This is a genomic window from Rhodococcus sp. NPDC076796 (genome assembly GCF_040702765.1).
Classification (GTDB): Bacteria; Actinomycetota; Actinomycetes; order Mycobacteriales; family Mycobacteriaceae; genus Rhodococcoides.
Map to the genome: position 1 here is coordinate 56050 of NZ_JBFBMS010000006.1, position 22442 is coordinate 78491.

A 22442-nucleotide genomic window follows, 5' to 3' on the forward strand; every position below is an offset into this window, starting at 1 on the left:
CCAGGTTTTCAGGCGGCTGCGATGGTGCGCACCACCGCATCGGCCAGCAATCGGCCCCGATCGGTGAGCACGAGTCGTTCCCCGCGCTGCACCATCAACCCGTCCGCGACGGTCTGCTCGGCAGCGGCACGCTCGGCCGGCCCCAGCAGGGTTTTCGGCACTCCCGCGCGGAGCCGCACGGTCAACATCAGCTCCTCGAGGTGTCGGTCCTCAGCGCTGAGCAGTTCGCTGCCCAGCACCGGTAGGTGTCCTGCGGCGAGGCGATCGGCGTACGCGGCCGGGTGTTTGACGTTCCAGAACCGCGTGCCGCCGATGTGGCTGTGCGCGCCGGGTCCCGCGCCCCACCAGTCGCCGCCGTCCCAGTAGCCGATGTTGTGGCGGCACTGCGCTGCGGCGTCGGTGGCCCAGTTGGACACCTCGTACCAGGACAGGCCTGCGGCGTTCAACGCCGTGTCGATGCGCTCGTATCGGCTCGCCAGTACGTCGTCGTCGGGTGCGGGCAGCTCACCGCGGCGGACCTTACGGGCCATGGCGGTGCCGTCCTCGACGATCAGTGCGTACGCCGAGACGTGGTCGACACCGGCGTCGAGCACGGCGGCGAGAGACTGATCCAGGTCACCGTCACGCTCGCCCGGGGTGCCGTAGATGAGATCGAGATTGACGTGCTCGAATCCTGCCGCACGTGCTTCCTTGGCCGCGGCGACCGCGCGACCCGGCGTGTGCGTGCGATCGAGCACGGCGAGCACATGTGGTGCGGCGGACTGCATTCCGAGCGAGATTCGAGTGAAGCCCGAGTCGCGGAGCCGGTCGAAGAATTCCGGTGACGTCGATTCCGGGTTGGACTCCGTGGTCACCTCGCCGCCGTCGGTCAGGCCGAAACTGGACCGCACCGCAGCCAGGACGTCGGCCAGACCGTCGCCCCCGAGCAGTGACGGCGTGCCACCGCCGACGAAGACGGTGTCTGCCGTCGGAACGCGACCCGTGCCCGCCTGAATCAGCCCCGCAGCGGTGTCCAACTCCCGTCGCAGGCCCTCTAGCCAGGACTGCGGCGACGCCGACGTGCCCAGTTCTCCCGCCGTGTAGGTGTTGAAGTCGCAGTACCCACACCGCGTGGCGCAGAACGGAACGTGCACGTAGATCCCGAACGCGCGGTCCCCCACCCCGTCGAATGCCTCGACCGGCAGCTCGAAGGTGGACGGGACGGGTACGACGGTATTCACGCCCTCCAGTCTCCCAGAGTCCGGGCCCACCCGATCCCACTCGTCCTGCCAGCCTATTTACCTCGAAATCGGGGTAAATAGCCGCCGCGGTCGTCCGTCGCCCCGATGACGTGGCACAATGGCTCCCGTGACCGACTCAGGAATTCGACTCGTGGCGCGCCGCCATGTCGATCTCGGCCGTGTCTGCAGCGCGTCGTGTCGACACACGACCGGCTGCTGACCAGCCCTCCTTCGAGCACGTCCATTCGATCCACCGGTTTCCCACTGTCGTCGACAGCGTGAATGTCTGCGCGACGTTCCGGGTTCCGGCCAGCACAAAGATGCAGGAGCAATGCATGTCGTCGACCAGCGACGCGACCACCGACGCTGCCCCCGTTGCACCACGGGAGCGCACCCCGCGGCCGACCAAGCGCCGGGCCGAGGGACAGTGGGCACTGGGGTACCGGGAGCCGCTGAACGCCAACGAGCAGTCCAAGAAGGACGACAACCCGCTCAACGTGCGAGCCCGCATCGAGAACATCTACTCCAAGCAAGGTTTCGACAGCATCGACAAGGGCGATCTTCGCGGCCGTTTCCGGTGGTGGGGCCTCTATACCCAGCGCGAACAGGGCTACGACGGCACGTTCACCGGTGACGACAACATCGACCTGCTCGAAGCCAAGTACTTCATGATGCGCATCCGCTGCGACGCGGGCGCGCTGAACCTGGAGCAACTGCGCGTCCTCGCCGGTATTTCCCAGGACTTCGGCCGCGACACCGCCGACCTCTCCGATCGGGAGAACGTGCAGTTCCACTGGATCGAGGTGGAGAACGTCCCCGAGATCTGGCGTCGGATCGAAGCAGTCGGCCTGAAGACCACCGAAGCGTGCGGCGACTGCCCCCGCGTGGTGCTCGGGTCCCCGCTCGCGGGCGAGGCCGTCGACGAGATTCTCGATCCCACGTCCGCCATCGACGAGATCGTCGAGCGCTACATCGGCAAGCCCGAGTACTCCAATCTGCCGCGTAAGTTCAAGACGGCGATCTCGGGCCTGCAGGACGTGGTGCACGAGGTCAACGATTGCGCCTTCATCGGTGTGAACCATCCCGAACACGGCCCCGGCCTCGACCTCTGGGTCGGCGGCGGACTGTCCACCAACCCCATGCTGGCGCAGCGGGTCGGCGTCTGGGTTCCGCTCGAGGACGTTCCCGACGTCTGGGAAGGCGTCGTCTCGATCTTCCGTGACTACGGCTACCGTCGGCTTCGCACCAAGGCGCGCCTGAAGTTCCTCATCAAGGACTGGGGCATCGAGAAGTTCCGCCAGGTCCTCGAGGACGAGTACCTGCACCGCAAGCTCATCGACGGTCCGGCCCCCGAGAAGCCCGCTCGGCCCCGCGATCACGTCGGGATCCAGAAGCTCAAGAACGGGCTCAACGCCGTCGGTGTCGCTCCCATCGCGGGCCGGGTCTCCGGCACCATCCTCGCTGCCGTCGCCGACGCCGCCGAGAAGGCCGGGTCGGATCGCGTGCGGTTCACGCCGTACCAGAAGCTGATCGTCCTCGACGTTCCGGACGAGACGCTCGAGCAGCTGATCTCCGACCTCGATGCTCTGGGCCTCCCTGCCCGGCCCTCGCACTGGCGCAAGAACCTGATGGCATGCAGCGGCATCGAGTTCTGCAAGCTCTCGTTCGCCGAAACCCGCAAGCGTTCACAGGTTCTCGTACCGGAGCTCGAAGAGCGATTGTCCGACATCAACAGTCGGCTCGACGTTCCGATCACGATCAACATCAACGGCTGCCCCAACTCGTGCGCGCGGTCGCAGATCGCAGACATCGGCTTCAAGGGTCTGCTGGTCGACGACGGGGCCGGGAATCAGATCGAGGGTTTCCAGGTTCATCTCGGAGGCAGCCTCGGACTGGACAGTGCCTTCGGCCGAAAGTTGCGCCAGCACAAGGTCAACAGCTCCGAGCTGGGAGATTACATCGACAGAGTGGTGCGCAATTTCGACAAGCACCGCGAGGACGGCGAACGGTTCGCTCAATGGGCCGTGCGAGCAGACGAGGCGGATTTGCGATGAGTACCAGGCTGAATTTGACGGTAGAGGAATTGAAGGACATCGCCGAGCGCGGTGCCCGCGAACTCGACGGGGCGAGCCCACTGGAGCTGTTGCAGTGGACCGAGGACAACTTCGGTAACGACTTCATCGTTGCCTCCAACATGCAGGACGGGGTTCTCGTTCACCTCGCCGCACAGGTTCACCCCGGTGTGGACGTGCTGTTCCTCGACACCGGCTACCACTTCGCCGAGACCATCGGAACGCGCGACGCCGTCGAGGCCGTCTACGGCGTGCACGTCGTCAACGCCCGCGCCGAGAAGACCGTTGCGGAACAGGATTCGATCGAGGGCAAGGACCTGTTCGCCCGCGAGCCCAACCGGTGCTGCGCGATGCGCAAGGTCGCACCCCTGAAGAAGGAACTGGCGAACTACAGCGCCTGGGTCACCGGCATCCGGCGAGTCGAAGCACCCACTCGTGCCAACGCCCCGCTCATTTCGTTCGACGACGCCTTCGGCCTGGTCAAGATCAACCCGATCGCACCGTGGTCGGACGAGCAGATGCAGGCCTACATCGACGAACATTCGATTCTGGTCAATCCCCTCGTCGACGAGGGATATCCGTCCATCGGGTGCGCACCGTGCACCGTCAAACCTGCCCCCGGAGCCGACCCGCGTAGCGGTCGTTGGGCCGGCAAGGCCAAGACCGAATGTGGGTTGCACGCCTCATGACACTCGACCTCACCTCGGCCACCGTCGGTCGAACCCATCTCGACGCAGATCGGTTCGACACCCTCGACGCACTCGAATCCGAGGCCATCCACATCTTCCGCGAGGTGGCGGGCGAGTTCGAGCGCCCCGTCATCCTGTTCTCCGGCGGCAAGGACTCGACCGTCCTGCTGCACCTGGCGATCAAGGCGTTCTGGCCCGCTCCCCTGCCCTTCGCGCTGCTCCACGTCGACACCGGCCACAACCTGCAGGAGGTGCTGGACTTCCGCGATCACGTGGTCGCCAAGTACAACCTGCGCCTGCACGTGGCCAGCGTCGAGGAGTACCTCGCCGACGGACGCCTCACCGAGCGGCCCGACGGCATCCGCAACCCGCTGCAGACCGTGCCCCTCCTCGACGCGATCGCCGAGAATCGGTTCGACGCCGTCTTCGGCGGTGCCCGACGCGACGAGGAACGAGCCCGCGCCAAGGAGCGAATCTTCTCGCTCCGCAACGCGTTCGGCCAGTGGGAGCCCAAGAAGCAGCGACCCGAACTGTGGAACCTGTACAACGGCAAGCATTCCCCCGGCGAGCAGGTGCGGGTGTTCCCGCTCAGCAACTTCACCGAACTCGACATCTGGCGCTACATCGCCCGCGACGACGTGGAACTGGCGAGCATCTACTACGCCCACCAGCGACCCGTCTACCAGCGCGACGGCATGTGGATGACCCCCGGAGTGTGGGGCGGACCGGCCGAGAACGAGGAGCTGCAGACCCTGTCGGTGCGGTACCGCACCGTCGGCGACGGATCCACCACCGGTGCCGTGCTGTCCGAGGCCGCCGACAACCAGGCGATCCTCGCCGAGGTAGCGGCGTCACGACTGACCGAACGCGGAGCCACCCGCGGCGACGACCGCGTCTCCGAGGCTGCAATGGAAGATCGCAAACGAGAAGGATACTTCTGATGAGCAGCACAGGAACTCAGCTCCTTCGCCTCGCCACCGCGGGTAGCGTCGACGACGGCAAGTCGACCCTCGTCGGACGGCTGTTGTACGACACCAAATCGGTTCTGGCAGACCAGATCGATGCCGTCACTCGGGCTTCGGTGGACAAGGGACTGGCCACACCGGACCTGTCCCTGCTGGTCGACGGCCTGCGCGCCGAGCGTGAACAGGGCATCACCATCGACGTCGCATACCGCTACTTCGCGACGCCGAACCGCTCGTTCGTGCTGGCCGATACCCCCGGGCATGTGCAGTACACCCGCAACACCGTCTCCGGCGCGTCGACGGCTCAGCTCGTGATTCTCCTGGTCGATGCCCGCAAGGGTGTCATCACTCAGACCCGCAGGCACGCAGCGGTTCTCGCTCTGCTCGGCGTTCCGCGCCTGGTGCTCGCGGTCAACAAGATCGATCTGGTCGAAGACCCCGCAACGGTGTTCGCCGAGATCTCGGCCGAGTTCAACTCGCTGACCTCCTCCCTCGGCTGGTCCACCGAGGACGTCATCGAGATCCCGGTGTCCGCACTGCACGGCGACAACGTCGCGGTGAAGTCCGACAAGACCCCGTACTACGACGGACCCACCCTCATCGAGCACCTCGAGTCGGTCCCGGTCGACGCCGAACCGCACCGGGTCGGTCTGCGATTCCCCGTGCAGTACGTGATCCGGCCCCGCACAGCGGAATTCCCGGACTATCGCGGATATGCCGGCCAGGTCGCAGCCGGCTCCGTCGACGTCGGCGACGAGGTCGTCATCCTGCCCTCCGGTACCCGAACGACGGTCGAACGCATCGACACCGCCGACGGCGAATTGCGGACCGCCCATGCCGGACGCAGCGTCACCCTTGTCCTCGCCGACGACGTCGACGTCTCCCGCGGCGACACCATCGCCTCACCGCAGGACGCACCCGAGCCGATCGGCGACTTCGAGGCCACCGTGTGCTGGCTCGCCGAGAAGCCGCTTCGCCCGGGCGCTCGCCTGTTGCTCAAGCACGGCACTCGCACCACCCAGGCCATCGTCGGGACACTGATCGAACGGTTCGACGAGCAAGAGCTCACCGCACAGGAAGGCCCGGAGTCGTTGGAGCTCAACGAGATCGGCCGAATTTCCGTGCGCGTCGCCGAGCCCATCGTGGCCGACGACTACGCCGTCAACCGGCACACGGGCAGCTTCCTGCTGATCGATCCGGCCGGTGGCAACACGTTGGCTGCCGGGCTCGTGGGCAACGCTCTGGCTGCCGTCGAGCTGGGGTCGGCAGTTCCGGCGTGAGCGCACTGATCGCGGTTGCCCACGGCAGCCGTGACCCGCGCTCGAGCGCCACGATTCACCGCGCCGTCGACGCTCTGCGTCGGCGGCGACCGGATCTGGACGTCCGCGTCGCATTTCTCGATCTGTCCGAGCCCGGCGTCGATCAGGTGGTCGACGACCTGGCCGGTGCCGGGCACGAACGCATCGTCGCCGTTCCGATGTTGCTGGGCAAAGCTTTTCACGCGAAAGTCGATCTGCCCGAGCTGTTGCACGCAGCGAGGACGCGACACCCGCACGTATCGATAACGCAGGCCGACGTTCTGGGAGACGACCGACTCCTCATCGAGGCAGTTCGCGATCGGATCGTCGATACCGGTGTGGCAGTCTCCGATTCGACGGTCGGCATCGCCCTGGCAGCCGTCGGCTCCTCGGTGGCACCGGCGAATCAGCGCACCCGAGTGATCGCACAGAAACTGCTCGCCGGAACGGGCTGGGCCGGAGCCGTGACCTGCTTCGCGACGTCGGTCTCCCCGTCCCCCACCGATGCGATCGCACAGCTGCGCACACTGGGAGCCGACCGCATCGTCGTTGCGCCCTGGTTCCTGGCCCCGGGACTGCTCACCGACAGGATCGAAGCGTCGGTCGCAGGCCTACCGAACGTTGCACATGCCGAGGTCATCGGAGCACATCCGGCACTGGCAGATCTGGTGTCGCGGCGCTACGACTCCGCAATCTCAATGGGTCGTTCCGCAGGCTCCACTCCTGTGGCACGAGCTGTGGCGACACCGGAGCCGAACGCGCTACCGCACCGGTTCAGCGAACCGGTGCACCAGCAATCGCATCGGCATCGCTAGCGTCCGCAATTTTCGGCACCCGAGTCGCTCGCGCGTACACCGTTTCGCCCTCGCGAAGACCGAGAGCCTCACTGTCACCGCGGGTGATCTGCGCCGCGAACAGTTCACCGGTGGCCGCATTCTTCAATTCGACCTTCACCTCGAAGCCGAGGTGCACCACCCGCTCGACGACGGCCCGCGTCACACCTGCCGATTCGGCCGTCCCGCTGGCCTGAGCCTGCGCCAACGACGGATCGCGCCCGACGCGAATGTCGTGCGGCCGCACCAGAAGTCCGTTCAGCTTGGCGACCTGACCCAGGAACGACATCACGAAGTTGTTGGCCGGGCGATCGTAGAGATCCTCCGGGCTGCCGACCTGCTCGATCCGGCCCTTGTTGAGCACCGCGATCCGATCGGCGACATCGAGCGCCTCCTCCTGATCGTGAGTCACCAGCACGGTGGTGACGTGAACCTCGTCGTGCAGTCGACGCAGCCACGTCCGCAGATCGGCACGCACCTTGGCGTCGAGCGCACCGAAGGGCTCGTCGAGCAGCAGCACCTGCGGGTCGACGGCAAGTGCGCGGGCCAACGCCATGCGCTGTCGCTGGCCACCGGACAGCTGCGCCGGGTAGCGACTCTGGAATCCGGCGAGCCCGACGATCTCGAGCAACTCGTCGACCTTCTTGGCGATCTCGGCCTTGGGCCGCTTGCGAATCTGCAGGCCGAAGGCGACGTTGTCTCGCACCGTGAGGTGCTTGAACGCGGCGTAGTGCTGGAAGACGAATCCGATCTCGCGGCGCTGCGGGCTGACCCACGTGACGTCCTGGCCTGCGAGCACCACACGGCCGGAATCGAGTTGTTCGAGCCCGGCGATGGAGCGCAGCAGCGTGGACTTGCCCGAGCCACTGGGCCCGAGCAGCGCCGTCAACGATCCCTTGGGAATGTCGATGCTGACATCGTCGAGCGCTGCGAAGTCGCCGTAGTGCTTGTTGGCACCGACGACGGAAATCTCGATCTCGGGGGATGTGTCGGTCATTACTTCGTCCTCTTCTTGTCGAGGGCCGTCATCAACAACAGCACGACGACGGCGATCGCCATGAGCAGTGTGGACGCGGCGTACGCGCCCTGTTGATTGAAGTCCTCGTACCGTGAATTGACCAGCAGCGTGAGCGTTTGGGAGATGCCGGGCAGATTGGTCGAGACCATGATGACCGCGCCGAACTCGCCGAGCGACCGTGCGACGGTGAGTACGACGCCGTACGTGAGGCCCCACCGGATCGCCGGAAGAGTGATGCGCCAGAACGTCTGCCACGACGACGCACCGAGCGTCGAGGCGGCCTCCTCCTGCTCCTCACCGATTTCGTAGAGCACTGGTTCGACCTCGCGCACGACGAACGGCAGGGTGACGAAGATCGTCGCGATGACCATGCCGGGCAGCGCGAAGATGACCCTGAAGCCGAGGCTTTCGACCCCGCCGAACCATCCGTTGGCACCCCACAGCAGGATCAGCGCGACGCCGGTGATGATGGGTGACACCGCGAAGGGCAGATCCACGATGGCTTCCAGGACACCCTTGCCTCGGAACCGTCCTCGCACGAGCGCCAGGGCGGTGACCACACCGAACACGATGTTGATCGGAACCACGATCGCGACGATCAACAACGACAGCTGCAGTGCCGACTGCGCGGCCGGGGTGGTGATCTGCTCCCAGAACGCGACGACGCCGTCCTCGAATGTGCGAAACAAAATGGCGCCGAGCGGAAAGAGCACCAGAACTGCGAGGTACAGCAGAGCGACGGTGCGCAGCGTCAGTTTGATCGGCAGACCGATTTTCACGAGATCTGCTCCTCACGGCGAGCCAGGCGATTTCCTGCCACGCGAAGCACGAACAACACCGCGAAGGCGATCGCCAGCAGCACCACGGAAATCGCCGCGGCGTCGGTGGTTCGGTCGTATTCGATGAGCTCACGGATGTACTGCGACGCGACCTGCGTGTCGTTGGGGATGTTGCCGCCGATGAGCACCACCGACCCGAATTCGCCGATGGCTCGGGCGAAGGCGAGGCCGCCACCGCTGAGGATCGCAGGCAGCAGCACCGGCAGGACGATGCGGCGGAAGATGATCCAGTTGTTCGCGCCGAGCGAGGCCGCGGCCTCCTCGACATCCTTGTCGAGTTCGATCAGCACCGGCTGCACCGCTCGCACCACGAACGGCAATGTGACGAACAGCAGCGCGACGATCACCGCGGGCTTGGTTGCGTTGAACACCAACCCGACCGGACTCGCCGGACCGTACAGCGACAGCAGCACCAGGCTGGCCACGATGGTCGGCAATGCGAACGGCAGATCGATCAGGGCGTTGACGAAACGCTTGCCAGGAAACTCGTCACGTACCAGGACCCACGCGATGAGCGTGCCGAGAAACAAGTTGACCACGGCTGCGGCGATCGACACCTGAAGTGTCACCTTGAACGTGGCCACGGCGCGTTGCTCGGTGACCGCGTTCCAGAAGCCGGTGAGACCGTCGTCGAAGGACTGAACTGTCAACGCGGCCAACGGAAGCAGCACGATGACGCTGAGCCACAACACGGCGACACCGAGGCCGAGCGGACCGACCGATCCCGGGCCACGAAACTTGCGGCCTTCCCGCCCGGCACGAAATCGAGGCGTGCTCGGCGGGGCACCCGACTCCGACGGCGTGCGGTCGCTGTTCGATACGGACATCTCTACCGGGTGCTGTCTTGGTAGATCGTGGCGATGGCCCCGTTGTCTCCGAACAGGTCTGCGTCCACCTGGGTCCACCCTCCGAGATCATCGATCGTATAGAGCTGTTCGGGGGTGAAGAACTTCTCGGAGTACTCCGAAGCGATATCCGGGTTCGTCGGCCGGAAGCCGGACTCCGCCCAGATCCTCTGCCCCTCGTCGGAGTAGAGGAAGTCGTTGAGAGCGTTGGCGCGATCGAGATTGGCGCTGTCGTTGATCACTGCCACGGGATTGTCGATGCGGAAGGTGACAGGAACGTCGACGTGCTCCACCTCCTGTCCCTGTTCCTCGATCAGGAGCGCTTCGTTCTCGTAGCTGAGCAACGCATCACCCTGTCCCTGCAGGAAGGCTTCGGTTGCGGCGCGGCCGGATTCGGGCTGAACCGGGAAGTGATCGGCGACGAGGGTGCGAACGAAGTCGAGACCGGCCTGCTTGTCCTGCCCGCCGTTGCTCTTCGCCGCGTAGGGCGCGAGCAGATTCCACTTGGCCGAACCCGAGCTGAGCGGGCTGGGGCTGATCACCTGAACGCCCGGCTCGAGCAAATCGTCCCAGGTACGGATGTTCTTGGGGTTGCCCTCGCGCACGACGATGGTCACCACGGAGCCGAACGGCACTCCGGCGTAGGCGTTCCGGTTCCAGTCCTCGTCGATTTTGCCCGCCTGCACCAGACGGGTGATGTCGGGCTCCACCGAGAAGTTGACGATATCGGCGGGGGCACCGTCGGCCACCTTGCGCGACTGGTTGCCGGACGGGCCGTAGTCTGCGTTGATCGCCGTTCCGTCGCCGTCCTCGGTTGCGGCGAAGGCCGGACCGATTGCGTCCCAACCATTCTTGGGGACGGCGTAACCCACGAGGGTCAATGCGGGGCCGCTCGCGGTGTCCGGCTCACCGCCGACGACGTCGCTCGAGCCACCGTTGCATGCTGTGAGAAGAAGGGTTCCCACAGCCGCGAACGTGGTCAGCAGGTAGCGAGAGCTGTGCCTCATCGAGAAAAGGCCTTTCATGATGGTGTGCAGTGAGTACGAGCTGGGCACGGTCGACATTCCCGAAGTCGAACCGGAGCACCACCGCAGCCGCGTGTCATCGCGGGATCACCGTGGACGGCAGAGAGTACGTCGTGAACCGCCCGACCGCGAGAAGTAGACGCGTGGGCAACGGATCGACGGAACCGATTCGACGAGGGAAAGAATCAACAACAGTCGATATCGGCGACTGCCAGCATGCCTACAGCAATCAACGCCAACTGATGGCGGACGCGGTACTCGGCGGCAGAAGACACGGTCAGAAATCTAGCAGAGGATCCGGACCGACTCTAATCGGCTAACGAGTGAGCAACCAGGCGATGACAACCAGCACCAAGAGCGCGATGAGCGCCAACGTGACCCGAGACCGTGGCATTACTGTCCATCCTTCGTCGTAGTGGTGGCCCCACCCGTCAGCTCCGCGTCACGAGCGGCCCGTGCATCACGCCCGAGCAGATGCAGAACCACCGCGAGCACGCGATCGAACACACGCGCAAGCAGGAACGCTGCAGGCACGATGACCAGCAGCACGACTACCGACTGTGGCACGAACGGCAAACCCGTCACCCACAGTTCGACGCCGTCCCACCAGCGTGCGATCGATTCCACCCTCGCAGCTTAAACCAGCTCGTTCCGCTCTCACGCCACGCCGACCGACGACCAGCAGTGGACGCATGCCATGTATCGGTCGATGATTACGCCATGACGGCATACGAAGATGTTTCGCCAGTGCCCCCGGTGGCCGACGAGCCCGCCATGGGGTCGGGGCACCCAGGTTTGGGCGGGGTCGAGGTTCAGGGAGCGTTGGGCAGCACCGACTCACCGGTGTCCACTCTGACGTCCTATCGAAGTGCCTTTCCGCCGATCGACGACTACGCATTCCTCTCGGACTGCGAGACGACCTGCCTGATCGCTCGCAACGGATCGGTCGAATGGATGTGCGTGCCTCGTCCGGACTCCCCCAGCATCTTCGGAGCGGTTCTCGATCGCAGCGCGGGCCATTTCCGGGTCGGGCCGTACGGTCAATCGGTGCCCGCGGCGCGTCGGTACCTCCCCGGTGGCCTGATCGTCGAGACGACGTGGCAGACCGAAACCGGTTGGCTCGTGGTCCGCGATGCACTCGTCATGGGACCGTGGCACAACACCGATCAACGCTCTCGTACTCACAAGCGCGCACCGAGCGACTGGGACGCCGAACACATCCTGCTGCGCACCATCAAGTGCGTCAGCGGCACTGTCGAACTCGAGATGAGCTGCGAGCCGGCCTTCGACTACCACCGCGCGCCTGCGAAGTGGGAGTACACCGGCAAGGTGTACGAGGAAACCACCGCCACCTGCGAGGCCAGTGCGGGCGGTGATCAGCCCACGTTGAAGCTGACCACCAACCTCCGCATCGGCATCGAAGGACGCGAAGCCCGCGCCCGCACCCGAATGACGGAGGGCGACAACGTGTTCGTCGCTCTGTCGTGGTCGGATCTGCCTGCGCCGCAGACGTTCGAGGAGGCCGCGGACAAGATGTGGCGCACGTCCGAATGCTGGCGCCAGTGGATCACGATCGGCCGGTTCCCCGATCACCCGTGGCGGGGCTACCTGCAGCGCAGCGCCCTGACCCTCAAGGGTCTGACCTACGCCCCCACCGGTGCACTGCTGGCTGCGTCGACCACATCGCTTCCGGAAACGCCCGGTGGAGAACGTAACTGGGACTACCGCTACACGTGGGTACGTGATTCGACGTTCGCACTGTGGGGCCTGTACACACTCGGACTCGACCGTGAGGCCAACGACTTCTTCGCCTTCATGTCCGATGTGGCGACAACGGCGAACGGCGAGGTCAATCCACTCCAGGTCATGTACGGCATCGGCGGCGAAAAAACGCTCGACGAGAGCGAGCTGCCACACCTGTCCGGATACGACGGCGCACGTCCGGTACGTATCGGCAACGGAGCCTACGACCAAGAGCAGCACGACATCTGGGGCACGATGCTCGACTCGGTGTACCTGCACGTCAAGTCGCGCGAGCACGTCCCCGAATTCCTGTGGCCCCTGCTCAAGCGCCAGGTCGAGGAAGCGATTGCCAACTGGCGCAAGCCCGATCGCGGCATCTGGGAGGTGCGCGGTGAACCGCAGCACTTCACGTCCTCGAAGCTCATGTGCTGGGTTGCGCTCGACCGCGGTGCCAAGCTCGCCGACATCCACGGCGAGACGGAGTATTCGGCCAAGTGGAACGAGATCGCCGACGAGATCAAGGCGGACATTCTCGAGAACGGCACCGATTCTCGAGGTGTCCTCACTCAGCGCTACGGTGACCCGTCGCTGGATGCGTCACTGCTGCTGGCACCGCTGCTTCGATTCCTGCCCGCCGAGGACGAACGCATCCGCGCGACGGTGCTCGCTATCGCCGACGAGTTGACCGAGGACGGCCTGGTCCTGCGCTACCGAACCGACACCACCGACGACGGTCTGGCGGGTGAGGAAGGGACGTTCACGATCTGCTCCTTCTGGCTCGTATCCGCGCTGGTAGAGATCGGCGAGCTCCCTCGCGCGAAGCACCTCTGCGAGCGTCTGCTGGGGTACGCGAGCCCACTCAAGCTCTACGCCGAGGAAATCGACCACCGCACCGGCCGTCATCTCGGCAACTTCCCGCAGGCGTTCACCCACCTCGCACTCATCAACGCGGTGGTGCACGTCATCCGCGCCGAGGAAGCTCAGGTGGCAGGGCACTTCCAGCCTGCCCACTCCAACCCCTGAGCGCGAGGGCTCAGCGGCCGAGTTGCCTCGCCCATTCGGCGACCAGCTCGGCCGCGGGCTTCGCCTGCACACGGCGAAAACCGGTGCCGGCCCACATCGACAGTCCCGACGGATCGCCCGCCGCCGCGGCCTTCGCCCGCATCGGCGCGGTCAGGTAGTGCAGATCGGGATACGCCAGCGGTGCCGCTTCCGAGTTCTCCCGCATGAACTCGTTCACCAGCCCCCGCGCCGGTCGGCCGGAGAACGCCTTGGTCACCGCGGTGTCGGGAGCAACCGTCAGTTGCTCCCGGTGCACCGGCTTGGTGCCGGCCTCGGGTGTGTTCAGAAGCGCGGTACCGAGCTGCGCGGCATGCGCGGCACCCGAATCCAGCAGCGGCGCAATGTCGTTGCCATCCATCAGTCCGCCCGCAGCGATTCGCGGTAGATCGGAGATCTCCCGCACTGCGGCCAGCAGCTCGGTCAGTGGCTCGTCGGGGGCCGAGCCGTCGAAGGTGCCTCGATGTCCGCCCGCTTCGGGTCCCTGCACCACGAGCGCGTCCACACCGTTGGCGGTGGCCACCGATGCGTCCGACGCGGTGGCGACGGTAGCCCACACCTCGGTCCCCACGGCGTGCAACTGGGCGACCTCGTCCGCGTCGAACGTCGCGAACGTACTCGACACCAGCGGTACCGGGTGCGCGAGCAGCCAGGCGAACTTCTCGGCGTAGAAGTCGTCACGTCGCACCAGCTCCCCAGGCTCTGCGTCGAAACGCTCGAACCAGGACGCCAGGTGCTCGGCGTAGGACTCCACATCCGCACCGGATGGCTCCTCGGGCAGGAACAGATTGACGCCGAACAGCAGACCGCGCACCGAATCGATCTGCGTCGCAAAGGCTTCGGGTGTCAACAGTGCACCGGCGATCATGCCGAGCCCACCGGCCTCCGATACGGCGCGGGCGAGTTCGGGAGTACTCGGGCCGCCTGCCATCGGCGCACCGACAACGGGAACACGCAACTGCTTCAGAATCGGCGTCGTCACAGCTTCGAAATGTACTCGCCCGCAATTCGCGACCGGGTTCGGTGGGGACCGCGCGCCCCTGATGCCGACTGCGCGCCCCTGCTCCGATGCGAGCGGGGGCGCGCAGTCGGCAGAAAGGGTGTGAGGTTGCTGCCGGCAACCAGGAGCTGCCCTACTTCTTCGGCTTGTCCGACGAGGATTCCGAGGACAGTGCGGCGACGAAGGCTTCCTGTGGCACCTCGACGCGACCGATCGTCTTCATCCGCTTCTTGCCCTCTTTCTGCTTCTCGAGCAGCTTGCGCTTACGGCTGATGTCGCCGCCGTAGCACTTGGCCAGCACGTCCTTGCGGATCGCGCGGATGTTCTCGCGGGCGATGATGCGAGAGCCAATGGCGGCCTGAATAGGCACCTCGAACTGCTGACGCGGAATGAGTTCCTTGAGCTTGGTCGTCATCTTGTTGCCGTAGGCCGCGGCGTTGTCCTTGTGCACGATCGCCGAGAACGCGTCCACGGCCTCACCCTGCAGCAGGATGTCGACCTTGACCAGCGCACCGGCCTGCTCGCCGATCTCCTCGTAGTCGAGGCTGGCGTACCCGCGAGTGCGTGATTTCAGGATGTCGAAGAAGTCGAAGATGATCTCGGCCATCGGAATGGTGTAGCGCAGTTCCACGCGGGTCTCGGACAGGTAATCCATGCCGCCGAGTTCTCCACGTCGTCCCTGGCACAGTTCCATGATCGAACCGATGAACTCGCTGGGCGAGATGATGGTGCACTTGACCATCGGCTCGAACACTTCCCGCGCTTTGCCCTCGGGCCAGTACGACGGGTTGGTGACGATATGTTCGGCACCGTCTTCCATCTCGACGCGGTAGACCACGTTCGGCGAGGTCGAGATCAGGTCCAGGTTGAACTCTCGCTCGAGCCGCTCGCGGGTGATCTCCATGTGCAGCAGACCGAGGAAGCCGCAGCGGAAGCCGAAGCCGAGAGCCACCGACGTTTCCGGCTCGTACGTCAGGGCCGCATCGTTGAGCTGGAGCTTCTCCAGAGCATCGCGCAGGTCGGGGTAATCGGAGCCGTCGAGCGGGTAGAGGCCCGAGTACACCATCGGACGGGGTTCGCGGTAGCCGGTCAGCGGCTCGGTCGCGCCCTTGCGGAAGGTGGTGACGGTATCGCCGACCTTGGACTGGCGGACGTCCTTCACGCCGGTGATGAGGTAACCCACCTCGCCGACGCCGAGGCCCTTGGTCGCCTTCGGATCGGGTGAGACGATGCCGACCTCGAGCAACTCGTGCGTGGAGCCGGTCGACATCATCGTGACCTTCTCGCGCGGATTCAGTGCACCGTCGACGACGCGGACGTACGTGACGACGCCGCGGTAGGTGTCGTAGACCGAGTCGAAGATCATCGCGCGGGCAGGCCCGTCCGGATTGCCGACCGGTGCCGGAACCAGCTTGACGACCTCGTTGAGCAATTCCTCGACGCCCACACCGGTCTTGCCGGACACGCGCAGCACGTCGTCGGCCTCGCACCCGATGATGTGGGCGATCTCGGCGGCGTACCGGTCCGGGTCCGCGGCGGGCAGGTCGATCTTGTTGAGCACCGGGATGATGGTGAGCTCTTTGTCGAGAGCGAGGTACAGGTTCGCGAGCGTCTGCGCCTCGATGCCCTGCGCTGCGTCGACGAGCAGCACCGCTCCCTCACAGGCCTCGAGTGCGCGGGACACCTCGTAGGTGAAGTCGACGTGGCCGGGCGTGTCGATGAGGTGCAGGACGAATTCTTCGCCGTCGACGACCCACGGGAGCCGTACGTTCTGCGCCTTGATGGTGATGCCGCGCTCGCGCTCGATGTCCATCCGGTCCAGGTACTGAGCGCGCATCGACCGGTCGTCGACGACGCCCGTGAGCTGCAACATCCGGTCGGCCAGCGTCGACTTACCGTGGTCGATGTGGGCGATGATGCAGAAGTTCCTGATCCTGGACGGATCGGTGAACGTCGTGTCGGCGAAGCTGGGCACTCGTATCCTTCGGCTGGCGTGTTCGAAATGAGCGAACGGGTTTCCCTATCGTCCCACGCCGAGAACGGTGCGCCGTCCCCGGCTGTCCGACTCGGGTGTTCACGTCGCCGCGGTTCGGGCGATGAGCAGCAGCGTCTGCATCGCTACACTCGCCGCATGGCTGGCAACTGGAGCAGATTCGGCAAGGAACTGGGCAAGATCGCGATGCGCGAGGGTCCGCGGCTGCTGCGTCAATTGCAGAAGTCCGGTGCCGTGCAGAAGGGCAAGGACGCGATCAGCGGAACGGCCACACGCACGTCCACTCCGGCACCTCGCCCTGGGCGTCCGGTGGCATCGCAGACCAGGCCTACGGCGCAACGTGCCCGCACCATCGAGTACTCCCCCGACCTGGACGGCAAGGCCGACCCCGGCGAAATCGTCTGGACCTGGGTCACCTACGAGGAAGACGCCACTCAGGGCAAAGACCGCCCGGTTCTGGTCGTCGGACGCGAGGGCAACGATCTGCTCGGCCTGATGTTGTCGAGCCAGAGCAGCCGCGATGGAGACCGTGACTGGCAGTCGATCGGGTCCGGGGCCTGGGACGCCGAGGGCCGACCGAGTTGGATTCGTCTGGATCGAGTGCTCGACGTGCCCGAGGACGGCATCCGACGCGAGGGCGCAATTCTGAGCAAGCCCCAATTCGATTCCGTCGCAAACAGATTGCGCCGAGACTTCGGCTGGAACTGACCGTCGTGCGCGTTTTGCGTAGCCACAGCTACGCAAAACGCGCACGGCATCAGGCGAGGCGGGTGATTTCCACGACCACGTCGAGAGCCGTCGAACCGCCGCCGGAGAAGATGCCCTTGAGCGGTGGCACGTCGGCGTAGTCGCGGCCGAGTCCGACCGACACGTGCTGCTCGTTGACGGCGATGGCGTTGGTCGGGTCGTAGCCCCACCATGCGCCGGTCCAGGCCTCGATCCACGCGTGGCTCTGGCCCTCCACCGTCGCACCGATCGCAGCCTGCTTCTTCGGGTGCAGGTAGCCCGAGACGTACCGGCTGGGGATGCCGACACTGCGCAGCATCAGCAGCGTCAGGTGGGCGTAGTCCTGACAGACGCCCTTCTTCTCCGACCACGCTTCGACGGCCGAGGTGTGCACGCCGGTGGTGCCCGGCACGTAGGACATCTCCTGGTTGACCCAGTTGGAGATCTCCACCACCGATTCCTGCGGCGGTAGGCCCTTCGACAGCTTTTTCGCCACCGACGCGAGTTGCCTGTTCTTCGGCACGTACTCGGTGTTGTCGAGGACCTCGTTGAAGCGGTCTATGACCTGGTCGCTCGCCAGTTCCTCCCAGGAGGCGTTCTCGTCCGGGTAGACGAAGGGATCGGTCTCGACCACCGACGAACCGGTGACCTCGAGCTCGGTGTGCGGTGCGTGCAGGTCGAACGCGGTCACCGCCGTGCCCCAGTAATCGGTGTAGCGGTAGGAACGCGTCACCGGGTTGGTCTCGACTCGGTTCAGAATCACGTTCTGCCGATTGTCACTTCGCGGCGTCAACCGAGCCTCGTTGTACGACGACGTCACCGGTGCGTCGTACTGATAGCCCGTGGTGTGCACGACACGCATACGCCAGCTCACAGTTCACCTTCCAATTGATCTTCGAATGTTCCCGAGCCGGCGTCCGTCCATGCCACCCACGGAGCAGCGTGGAAATACTGCTTGGAGATCGCATCACCGAGTTCACGGCAGGTTTCCTGCAGGGCGAGCAGGCGCTCCTGCAGATCGTCGAGAATTTCACCGGGACGGAGGAATTCGAGTTCGCTCCGAGCGCGGCCGAGTAGGCGCTGCGCTTCGGCGCGCGCACCGACTCGACTGTTGGGCTGATGGTCGAGCTGATCGAGCGAACGTTCCGCCTCGTTGAGTGCGTAGAACACCGATCGCGGAAAGAGCCTGTCCAACAACATGAATTCGAGAACTCGCTGGGCATCGAGCGCGCCGCGGTAGGTGCGCAGGTAGGTGTCGTGGGCACCGGCGGAGCGCAGCACAGTGACCCACGCCGGCGACGACGGCCGGTCACCGGCTCGCGAGAGCAACAACCGAACGATCATGTCGATGCGCTCGACCGAGCGACCGAGCAGGAGGAAGCGATAGCCGTCGTCGTGACTGAGGGTGGAGTCCGCGAGACCGGCGAACATCGCTGCGCGCTCCTCGATGTAGCTGAAGAACTCGGCCGGGCCGGTGCGCTTGGACGCCCTGATGCGCTCGTTGAGCCCGTTGTACGTGGTGTTGAGGCACTCCCACATCTCGCTGGACGTGACTTCTCGTGCACCACGGGCGTTCTCACGCGCGCTCGACAGCGAGTCCACGATCGAACCCAATCCGTCGCGGCTGAAGGCGACGACCTCGGTGAGCGACCACACGTCGAGCGAGACGTCCGGCTCGTGCTTGAACCCGAGCACTCGCAACAACACTCGCGAAGTGTGATCGGGATCGACCGTGGCGTCCTCGAGAAGCTGGTGGACGGTGACGTCGAGAATGCGGGCCGTGTCGTCCGCTCTCTCGACGTACCGTCCGATCCAGTAGAGCGACTCTGCGTTGCGCGCGAGCATTTACTGTCCACCGCCGTTCGAGTCCGAGTTCGTTGCCTGCTGTTGTTGCTGCTGTTGCTGATTCATTTGCTGGTCCATCGTCAGCTCCGGGCCCTGTTCGGCCATCGGCGACTCCGGCGGAACGCTGACGATCTCCTCGCCGGCGAGTTCCTGCTCCTCCTGAGAGGTTCGGGTGGCGAGCACCCAGGTGTCCTTGCTGCCACCACCCTGGCTCGAGTTGACCACAAGGGATCCCTCCGGCAGCGCGACCCGGGTCAGGCCGCCGGGCAGCACCCAGACGTCGTCGCCGTCGTTGACCGCGAACGGCCGCAGGTCGACGTGACGGGGTACCAGTCGATCGCCGATCTTGGTCGGCACCGTCGAGAGCTGCACGACGGGTTGAGCGATCCAGCCGCGCGGATCTGCGCGGACCTTCTTGCTGATGGTGGCGAGTTCCTTCGGCGAGGCGTCGGGTCCGAAGACGATGCCGTAGCCGCCGGAGCCTTCCACCGGCTTGATCACCAGTTCGTCGATGCGATCGAGAACTTCCTCGCACTCGTCGTCGAGCCAGCACCGGAACGTGTCGACGTTCGCCAGCAACGGCTTCTCGCCCATGTAGTAGTCGATGATCGTCGGGACGTAGGTGTAGACGAGCTTGTCGTCGCCGACGCCGTTTCCGACGGCACTCGAGATGACGACGTTGCCTGCGCGGGCGGCGTTGACCAGACCTGCCACTCCCAGCACCGAGTCGGGACGGAACTGCATGGGGTCGAGGTAGTCGTCGTCGATACGTCGGTAGATGACGTCGACCTGACGCTCGCCCTCGGTGGTGCGCATGTAGACGATGTTGTCTCGGCAGAACAGGTCTCGTCCTTCGACGAGCTCGACGCCCATCAGCCGAGCGAGCAGCGAGTGCTCGAAGTACGCCGAGTTGGCAACGCCAGGAGTGAGAACCACCACGGTCGGGTCGGCCTCGTTGAGGGCGGCCGATGCGCGCAGTGCCCGCAGCAGGTGCGAGGCGTAATCGCCGACGGCGCGGACGCGGTGGCTGGCGAACAGGTCGGGGAACACCCGGGCCATGGTGCGCCGATTCTCCATGACATAAGACACGCCCGACGGCGACCGCAGGTTGTCTTCGAGCACACGGAAGGTGCCCTGCGCGTCGCGGATGAGGTCGATGCCGGCGACGTGGATGCGCACACCGTTGGGCGGAGTGATGCCGACCGCCTCGCGGTGGAAGTGCTCACAGGAGGTCACCAGCCGCTTGGGTACGACGCCGTCGCGCAGAATTTCCTGATCGCCGTAGATATCGGCGAGGAACATCTCCAGGGCCTTGACGCGCTGCTTGATGCCGCGCTCGAGACGGGACCATTCACCCGCTGCGATGACGCGGGGAACCTGGTCGAGCGGGAAGGGACGTTCCTGACCGGACAACGAGAACGTGATGCCCTGGTCGATGAAGGCTCGTCCCAGCGCATCGGATCTCGCGTCCAGGTCCACCGCGTTCGCCGGGGCGAGTGCGGTGTGGATGCCCTTGTACGGAGTTCGGGTACGTCCGTCCGCGTCGAACATCTCATCGAAGGCGAGACTGTACTTTCCGACGTCGGAGTATCCCCCGAACACCCCGTCGACCTCGGGTTCGACGCGATCCGCTGTCTTGGTTTTGGTCGCTTTGGCCTTGGTGGCGGCATGCGTTGCCGATCGCGGACTCATTCTGGCCATGTTGCTACAGAGACAGGAGTTAGGCGCGGTAGAAGCGTTAATTTCTTGAAACGCATCGTCACCCCACTCCGGATTGGGTTCTGGCCGACCGTACTGGTATTCTCGATCTTCGGCGCAGGGCTCCAACGCTCAGCAGCAGACTTCGGGCATTCCAGCATGGATCGCCCTGACCGGAATACCGACGAAGACGACAAGGATTTTACGCGTGGCCAATATCAAGTCCCAGAAGAAGCGGATTCTCACCAACGAGCGTGCACGCCTGCGCAACCAGTCGGTGAAGTCCTCCCTTCGTACCGTCATCCGCTCGTTCCGCGAGGCACAGGCTGCGGGCGACAAGGACAAGGCTTCCGAGATTCTTCTCGATGCAGGCCGCAAGCTCGACAAGGCCGCCAGCAAGGGCGTCATCCACAAGAACCAGGCCGCCAACAAGAAGTCGGCACTGGCTCTCGCAGTCAACAAGCTCTGATACATCACTGAGCTCGATCGAGCCCGCCGCATCCGACGAGGACGCGGCGGGTTTTTTCGTGCGCTGGGGTTTTCGTGCGCTGGGGTTTTCGTGCGCTGTGCAGTATGTCGACGCTACCTACCCAGTGATGCGACCTCCGCCACTGCTTTCTCCACCGCGTAGTCCGCGTCCGCTGCTTGACCTTTGACGTCGGCGTTGAGCTGCGCCACCACGCGCAGCGCCTGGGCGATGGATCGGCCGTTCCACCCGCGCGCCTGGCCCTGCGCCTTCTTGATCTTCCACGGCGGCATACCCAGCTCTCCTGCCATGCGGAACGGGTCGCCGCGGCCGGCCGAACCCACCAGCGCAATGGTGCGGACGGCATCGGCCAACGCGTCGGCGAGCAACACGTGCGCCACGCCCCGGTGCATCGCCCAGCGCAGAGCCTCGAGAGCGCCGGCTCGGTCTCCGATCACCGCTTTGTCTGCGACGTCGAATCCGGAGACCTCGGCCTTGCCGGAGTAGTACCGTCGCACCGCGGCGAGGTCGACCTTGCCGCCGGTATCGGAGACCAACTGCGAACAGGCCGACGCCAATTCGCGCAGTTCGTTGCCCACGGACTCGACGACCGCCTCGATCACGTCGCCGCTCACCCGGACGTCGGCGGTACGGAACTCGCCGCGCACGAAGTCGATACGTTCGGCGGGCTTGGTGAGCTTGGCGCACTCGTGCACCTGTGCGCCGCATTTCTGCAGCGCGCCGACCATTGCCTTGGCCCGGCCGCCGCCGGAGTGCATGATCACGACCACAGCGCCCTCGGGCGGATCCGTAGCGGCGTCGAGTACCAGCGCAGCAGCGTCCTTGCCGGCCTCGGCCGCCGCCTCGAGTACGAGAACACGGTCCTCGGCGAACAGCGACGGGCTCAGCAGTTCGGCGAGTTCCGGGGCACTGGCATCACCGGTGCGCAACCGCGTGACCGGCAGGTCCTCCCCCGGAATCGCAGCATTCGCACGCACCTGAGCCACGATCGCGGCTACCGCCCGATCCATCAGAAGTTCCTCGTCGCCGAGAACCAGATGCAGTGGAGCCACACTCGAAGTCACGACCATGATCGTGCCATGTGCAA

21 protein-coding genes are annotated in these 22442 nt (G+C 65.2%); 8 read left to right on the forward strand and 13 right to left on the reverse strand.

All coding sequences use genetic code 11. The features are described from left to right. Positions 1-8: 8 nt before the first annotated feature. On the reverse strand, positions 9-1220 hold the full coding sequence (hemW, locus tag AB0366_RS18950; RefSeq protein ID WP_366245257.1) for a radical SAM family heme chaperone HemW: 1212 nt from the start codon (positions 1218-1220) through the stop codon (positions 9-11). 335 nt (positions 1221-1555) lie between these two features. Between hemW and AB0366_RS18955 the strand changes: the two genes are divergently transcribed. The 5 genes from AB0366_RS18955 to AB0366_RS18975 are packed head-to-tail and all read left to right on the forward strand — an operon-like array spanning position 1556 to position 7059. Next, complete coding sequence (locus AB0366_RS18955; RefSeq protein WP_366245258.1) at positions 1556-3274, forward strand: nitrite/sulfite reductase; 1719 nt, start codon at positions 1556-1558, stop codon at positions 3272-3274. After that, a complete protein-coding gene (locus AB0366_RS18960; RefSeq protein ID WP_032379572.1) occupies positions 3271-3981 on the forward strand; it encodes a phosphoadenylyl-sulfate reductase in 711 nt (236 codons plus the stop codon). Before AB0366_RS18955 ends, AB0366_RS18960 begins: the two co-directional genes overlap by 4 nt. Further along, a complete protein-coding gene (cysD, locus tag AB0366_RS18965) occupies positions 3978-4922 on the forward strand; it encodes a sulfate adenylyltransferase subunit CysD (RefSeq protein ID WP_366245260.1) in 945 nt (314 codons plus the stop codon). Before AB0366_RS18960 ends, cysD begins: the two co-directional genes overlap by 4 nt. Further along, the gene (locus tag AB0366_RS18970) at positions 4922-6226 is read left to right on the forward strand and encodes a GTP-binding protein (RefSeq protein ID WP_366245261.1); all 1305 of its coding nucleotides are present in this window, start codon (positions 4922-4924) and stop codon (positions 6224-6226) included. Before cysD ends, AB0366_RS18970 begins: the two co-directional genes overlap by 1 nt. Continuing rightward, entirely contained in the window at positions 6223-7059 is an 837-nt protein-coding gene (locus AB0366_RS18975; protein ID WP_366245262.1) for a sirohydrochlorin chelatase, read from the forward strand. The genes AB0366_RS18970 and AB0366_RS18975 overlap by 4 nt, the downstream gene beginning before the upstream one ends. Here AB0366_RS18975 and AB0366_RS18980 read toward each other — a convergent pair. From AB0366_RS18980 to AB0366_RS19005, 6 genes are all read right to left on the reverse strand, one after another. Further along, a complete protein-coding gene (locus AB0366_RS18980; RefSeq protein ID WP_366245264.1) occupies positions 7019-8074 on the reverse strand; it encodes a sulfate ABC transporter ATP-binding protein in 1056 nt (351 codons plus the stop codon). The genes AB0366_RS18975 and AB0366_RS18980 overlap by 41 nt on opposite strands. Next, the gene (gene cysW, locus AB0366_RS18985; RefSeq protein ID WP_121869498.1) at positions 8074-8874 is read right to left on the reverse strand and encodes a sulfate ABC transporter permease subunit CysW; all 801 of its coding nucleotides are present in this window, start codon (positions 8872-8874) and stop codon (positions 8074-8076) included. The genes AB0366_RS18980 and cysW overlap by 1 nt, the downstream gene beginning before the upstream one ends. After that, positions 8871-9761: a sulfate ABC transporter permease subunit CysT gene (gene cysT / locus AB0366_RS18990; RefSeq protein ID WP_366245266.1), complete on the reverse strand. Its 891-nt coding sequence runs from the start codon at positions 9759-9761 to the stop codon at positions 8871-8873. The genes cysW and cysT overlap by 4 nt, the downstream gene beginning before the upstream one ends. 2 nt (positions 9762-9763) lie before the next feature. Beyond that, positions 9764-10786: a sulfate ABC transporter substrate-binding protein gene (locus AB0366_RS18995; RefSeq protein WP_366245459.1), complete on the reverse strand. Its 1023-nt coding sequence runs from the start codon at positions 10784-10786 to the stop codon at positions 9764-9766. Between the two features lie 203 nt (positions 10787-10989). After that, positions 10990-11079 (reverse strand): Ms4533A family Cys-rich leader peptide, encoded by a 90-nt coding sequence (locus tag AB0366_RS19000; protein ID WP_310180897.1) that lies wholly within the window; start codon positions 11077-11079, stop codon positions 10990-10992. Positions 11080-11197: 118 nt separating this feature from the next. After that, positions 11198-11431, reverse strand: a complete 234-nt coding sequence (locus tag AB0366_RS19005) for a hypothetical protein (RefSeq protein ID WP_366245268.1) — start codon at positions 11429-11431, stop codon at positions 11198-11200. Positions 11432-11524: 93 nt separating this feature from the next. Between AB0366_RS19005 and AB0366_RS19010 the strand changes: the two genes are divergently transcribed. Beyond that, a complete protein-coding gene (locus AB0366_RS19010; protein WP_366245270.1) occupies positions 11525-13570 on the forward strand; it encodes a glycoside hydrolase family 15 protein in 2046 nt (681 codons plus the stop codon). Between the two features lie 10 nt (positions 13571-13580). Here the strand turns inward: AB0366_RS19010 and AB0366_RS19015 are convergent, their stop codons facing one another. Both AB0366_RS19015 and lepA read right to left on the reverse strand, forming a co-directional pair. Then, positions 13581-14588, reverse strand: a complete 1008-nt coding sequence (locus AB0366_RS19015; protein ID WP_366245271.1) for a nitronate monooxygenase — start codon at positions 14586-14588, stop codon at positions 13581-13583. Positions 14589-14739: 151 nt separating this feature from the next. After that, positions 14740-16581 (reverse strand): translation elongation factor 4, encoded by a 1842-nt coding sequence (lepA, locus tag AB0366_RS19020; RefSeq protein ID WP_032379185.1) that lies wholly within the window; start codon positions 16579-16581, stop codon positions 14740-14742. A 156-nt stretch (positions 16582-16737) separates the two neighbouring features. Here lepA and AB0366_RS19025 point away from each other — a divergent pair, with 156 nt between their 5' ends. Beyond that, on the forward strand, positions 16738-17307 hold the full coding sequence (locus tag AB0366_RS19025; RefSeq protein ID WP_366245273.1) for a type II toxin-antitoxin system PemK/MazF family toxin: 570 nt from the start codon (positions 16738-16740) through the stop codon (positions 17305-17307). A 49-nt stretch (positions 17308-17356) separates the two neighbouring features. Here AB0366_RS19025 and AB0366_RS19030 read toward each other — a convergent pair whose 3' ends face one another. From AB0366_RS19030 to AB0366_RS19040, 3 genes are read right to left on the reverse strand one after another with little or no spacing between them, the layout of a single operon-like run. Continuing rightward, complete coding sequence (locus tag AB0366_RS19030; RefSeq protein WP_094612794.1) at positions 17357-18187, reverse strand: transglutaminase family protein; 831 nt, start codon at positions 18185-18187, stop codon at positions 17357-17359. A gap of 8 nt (positions 18188-18195) precedes the next feature. Beyond that, entirely contained in the window at positions 18196-19170 is a 975-nt protein-coding gene (locus AB0366_RS19035) for an alpha-E domain-containing protein (protein WP_366245274.1), read from the reverse strand. Then, positions 19171-20721, reverse strand: a complete 1551-nt coding sequence (locus AB0366_RS19040) for a circularly permuted type 2 ATP-grasp protein (RefSeq protein ID WP_366245460.1) — start codon at positions 20719-20721, stop codon at positions 19171-19173. Positions 20722-21076: 355 nt separating this feature from the next. Here AB0366_RS19040 and rpsT point away from each other — a divergent pair, with 355 nt between their 5' ends. Further along, positions 21077-21337, forward strand: a complete 261-nt coding sequence (gene rpsT, locus AB0366_RS19045) for a 30S ribosomal protein S20 (protein WP_027497522.1) — start codon at positions 21077-21079, stop codon at positions 21335-21337. 113 nt (positions 21338-21450) lie between these two features. On the opposite strand, the gene holA is transcribed toward rpsT, so the two are convergent. Next, on the reverse strand, positions 21451-22425 hold the full coding sequence (gene holA, locus AB0366_RS19050; protein WP_183130388.1) for a DNA polymerase III subunit delta: 975 nt from the start codon (positions 22423-22425) through the stop codon (positions 21451-21453). Between the last annotated feature and the right edge of the window lie 17 nt (positions 22426-22442).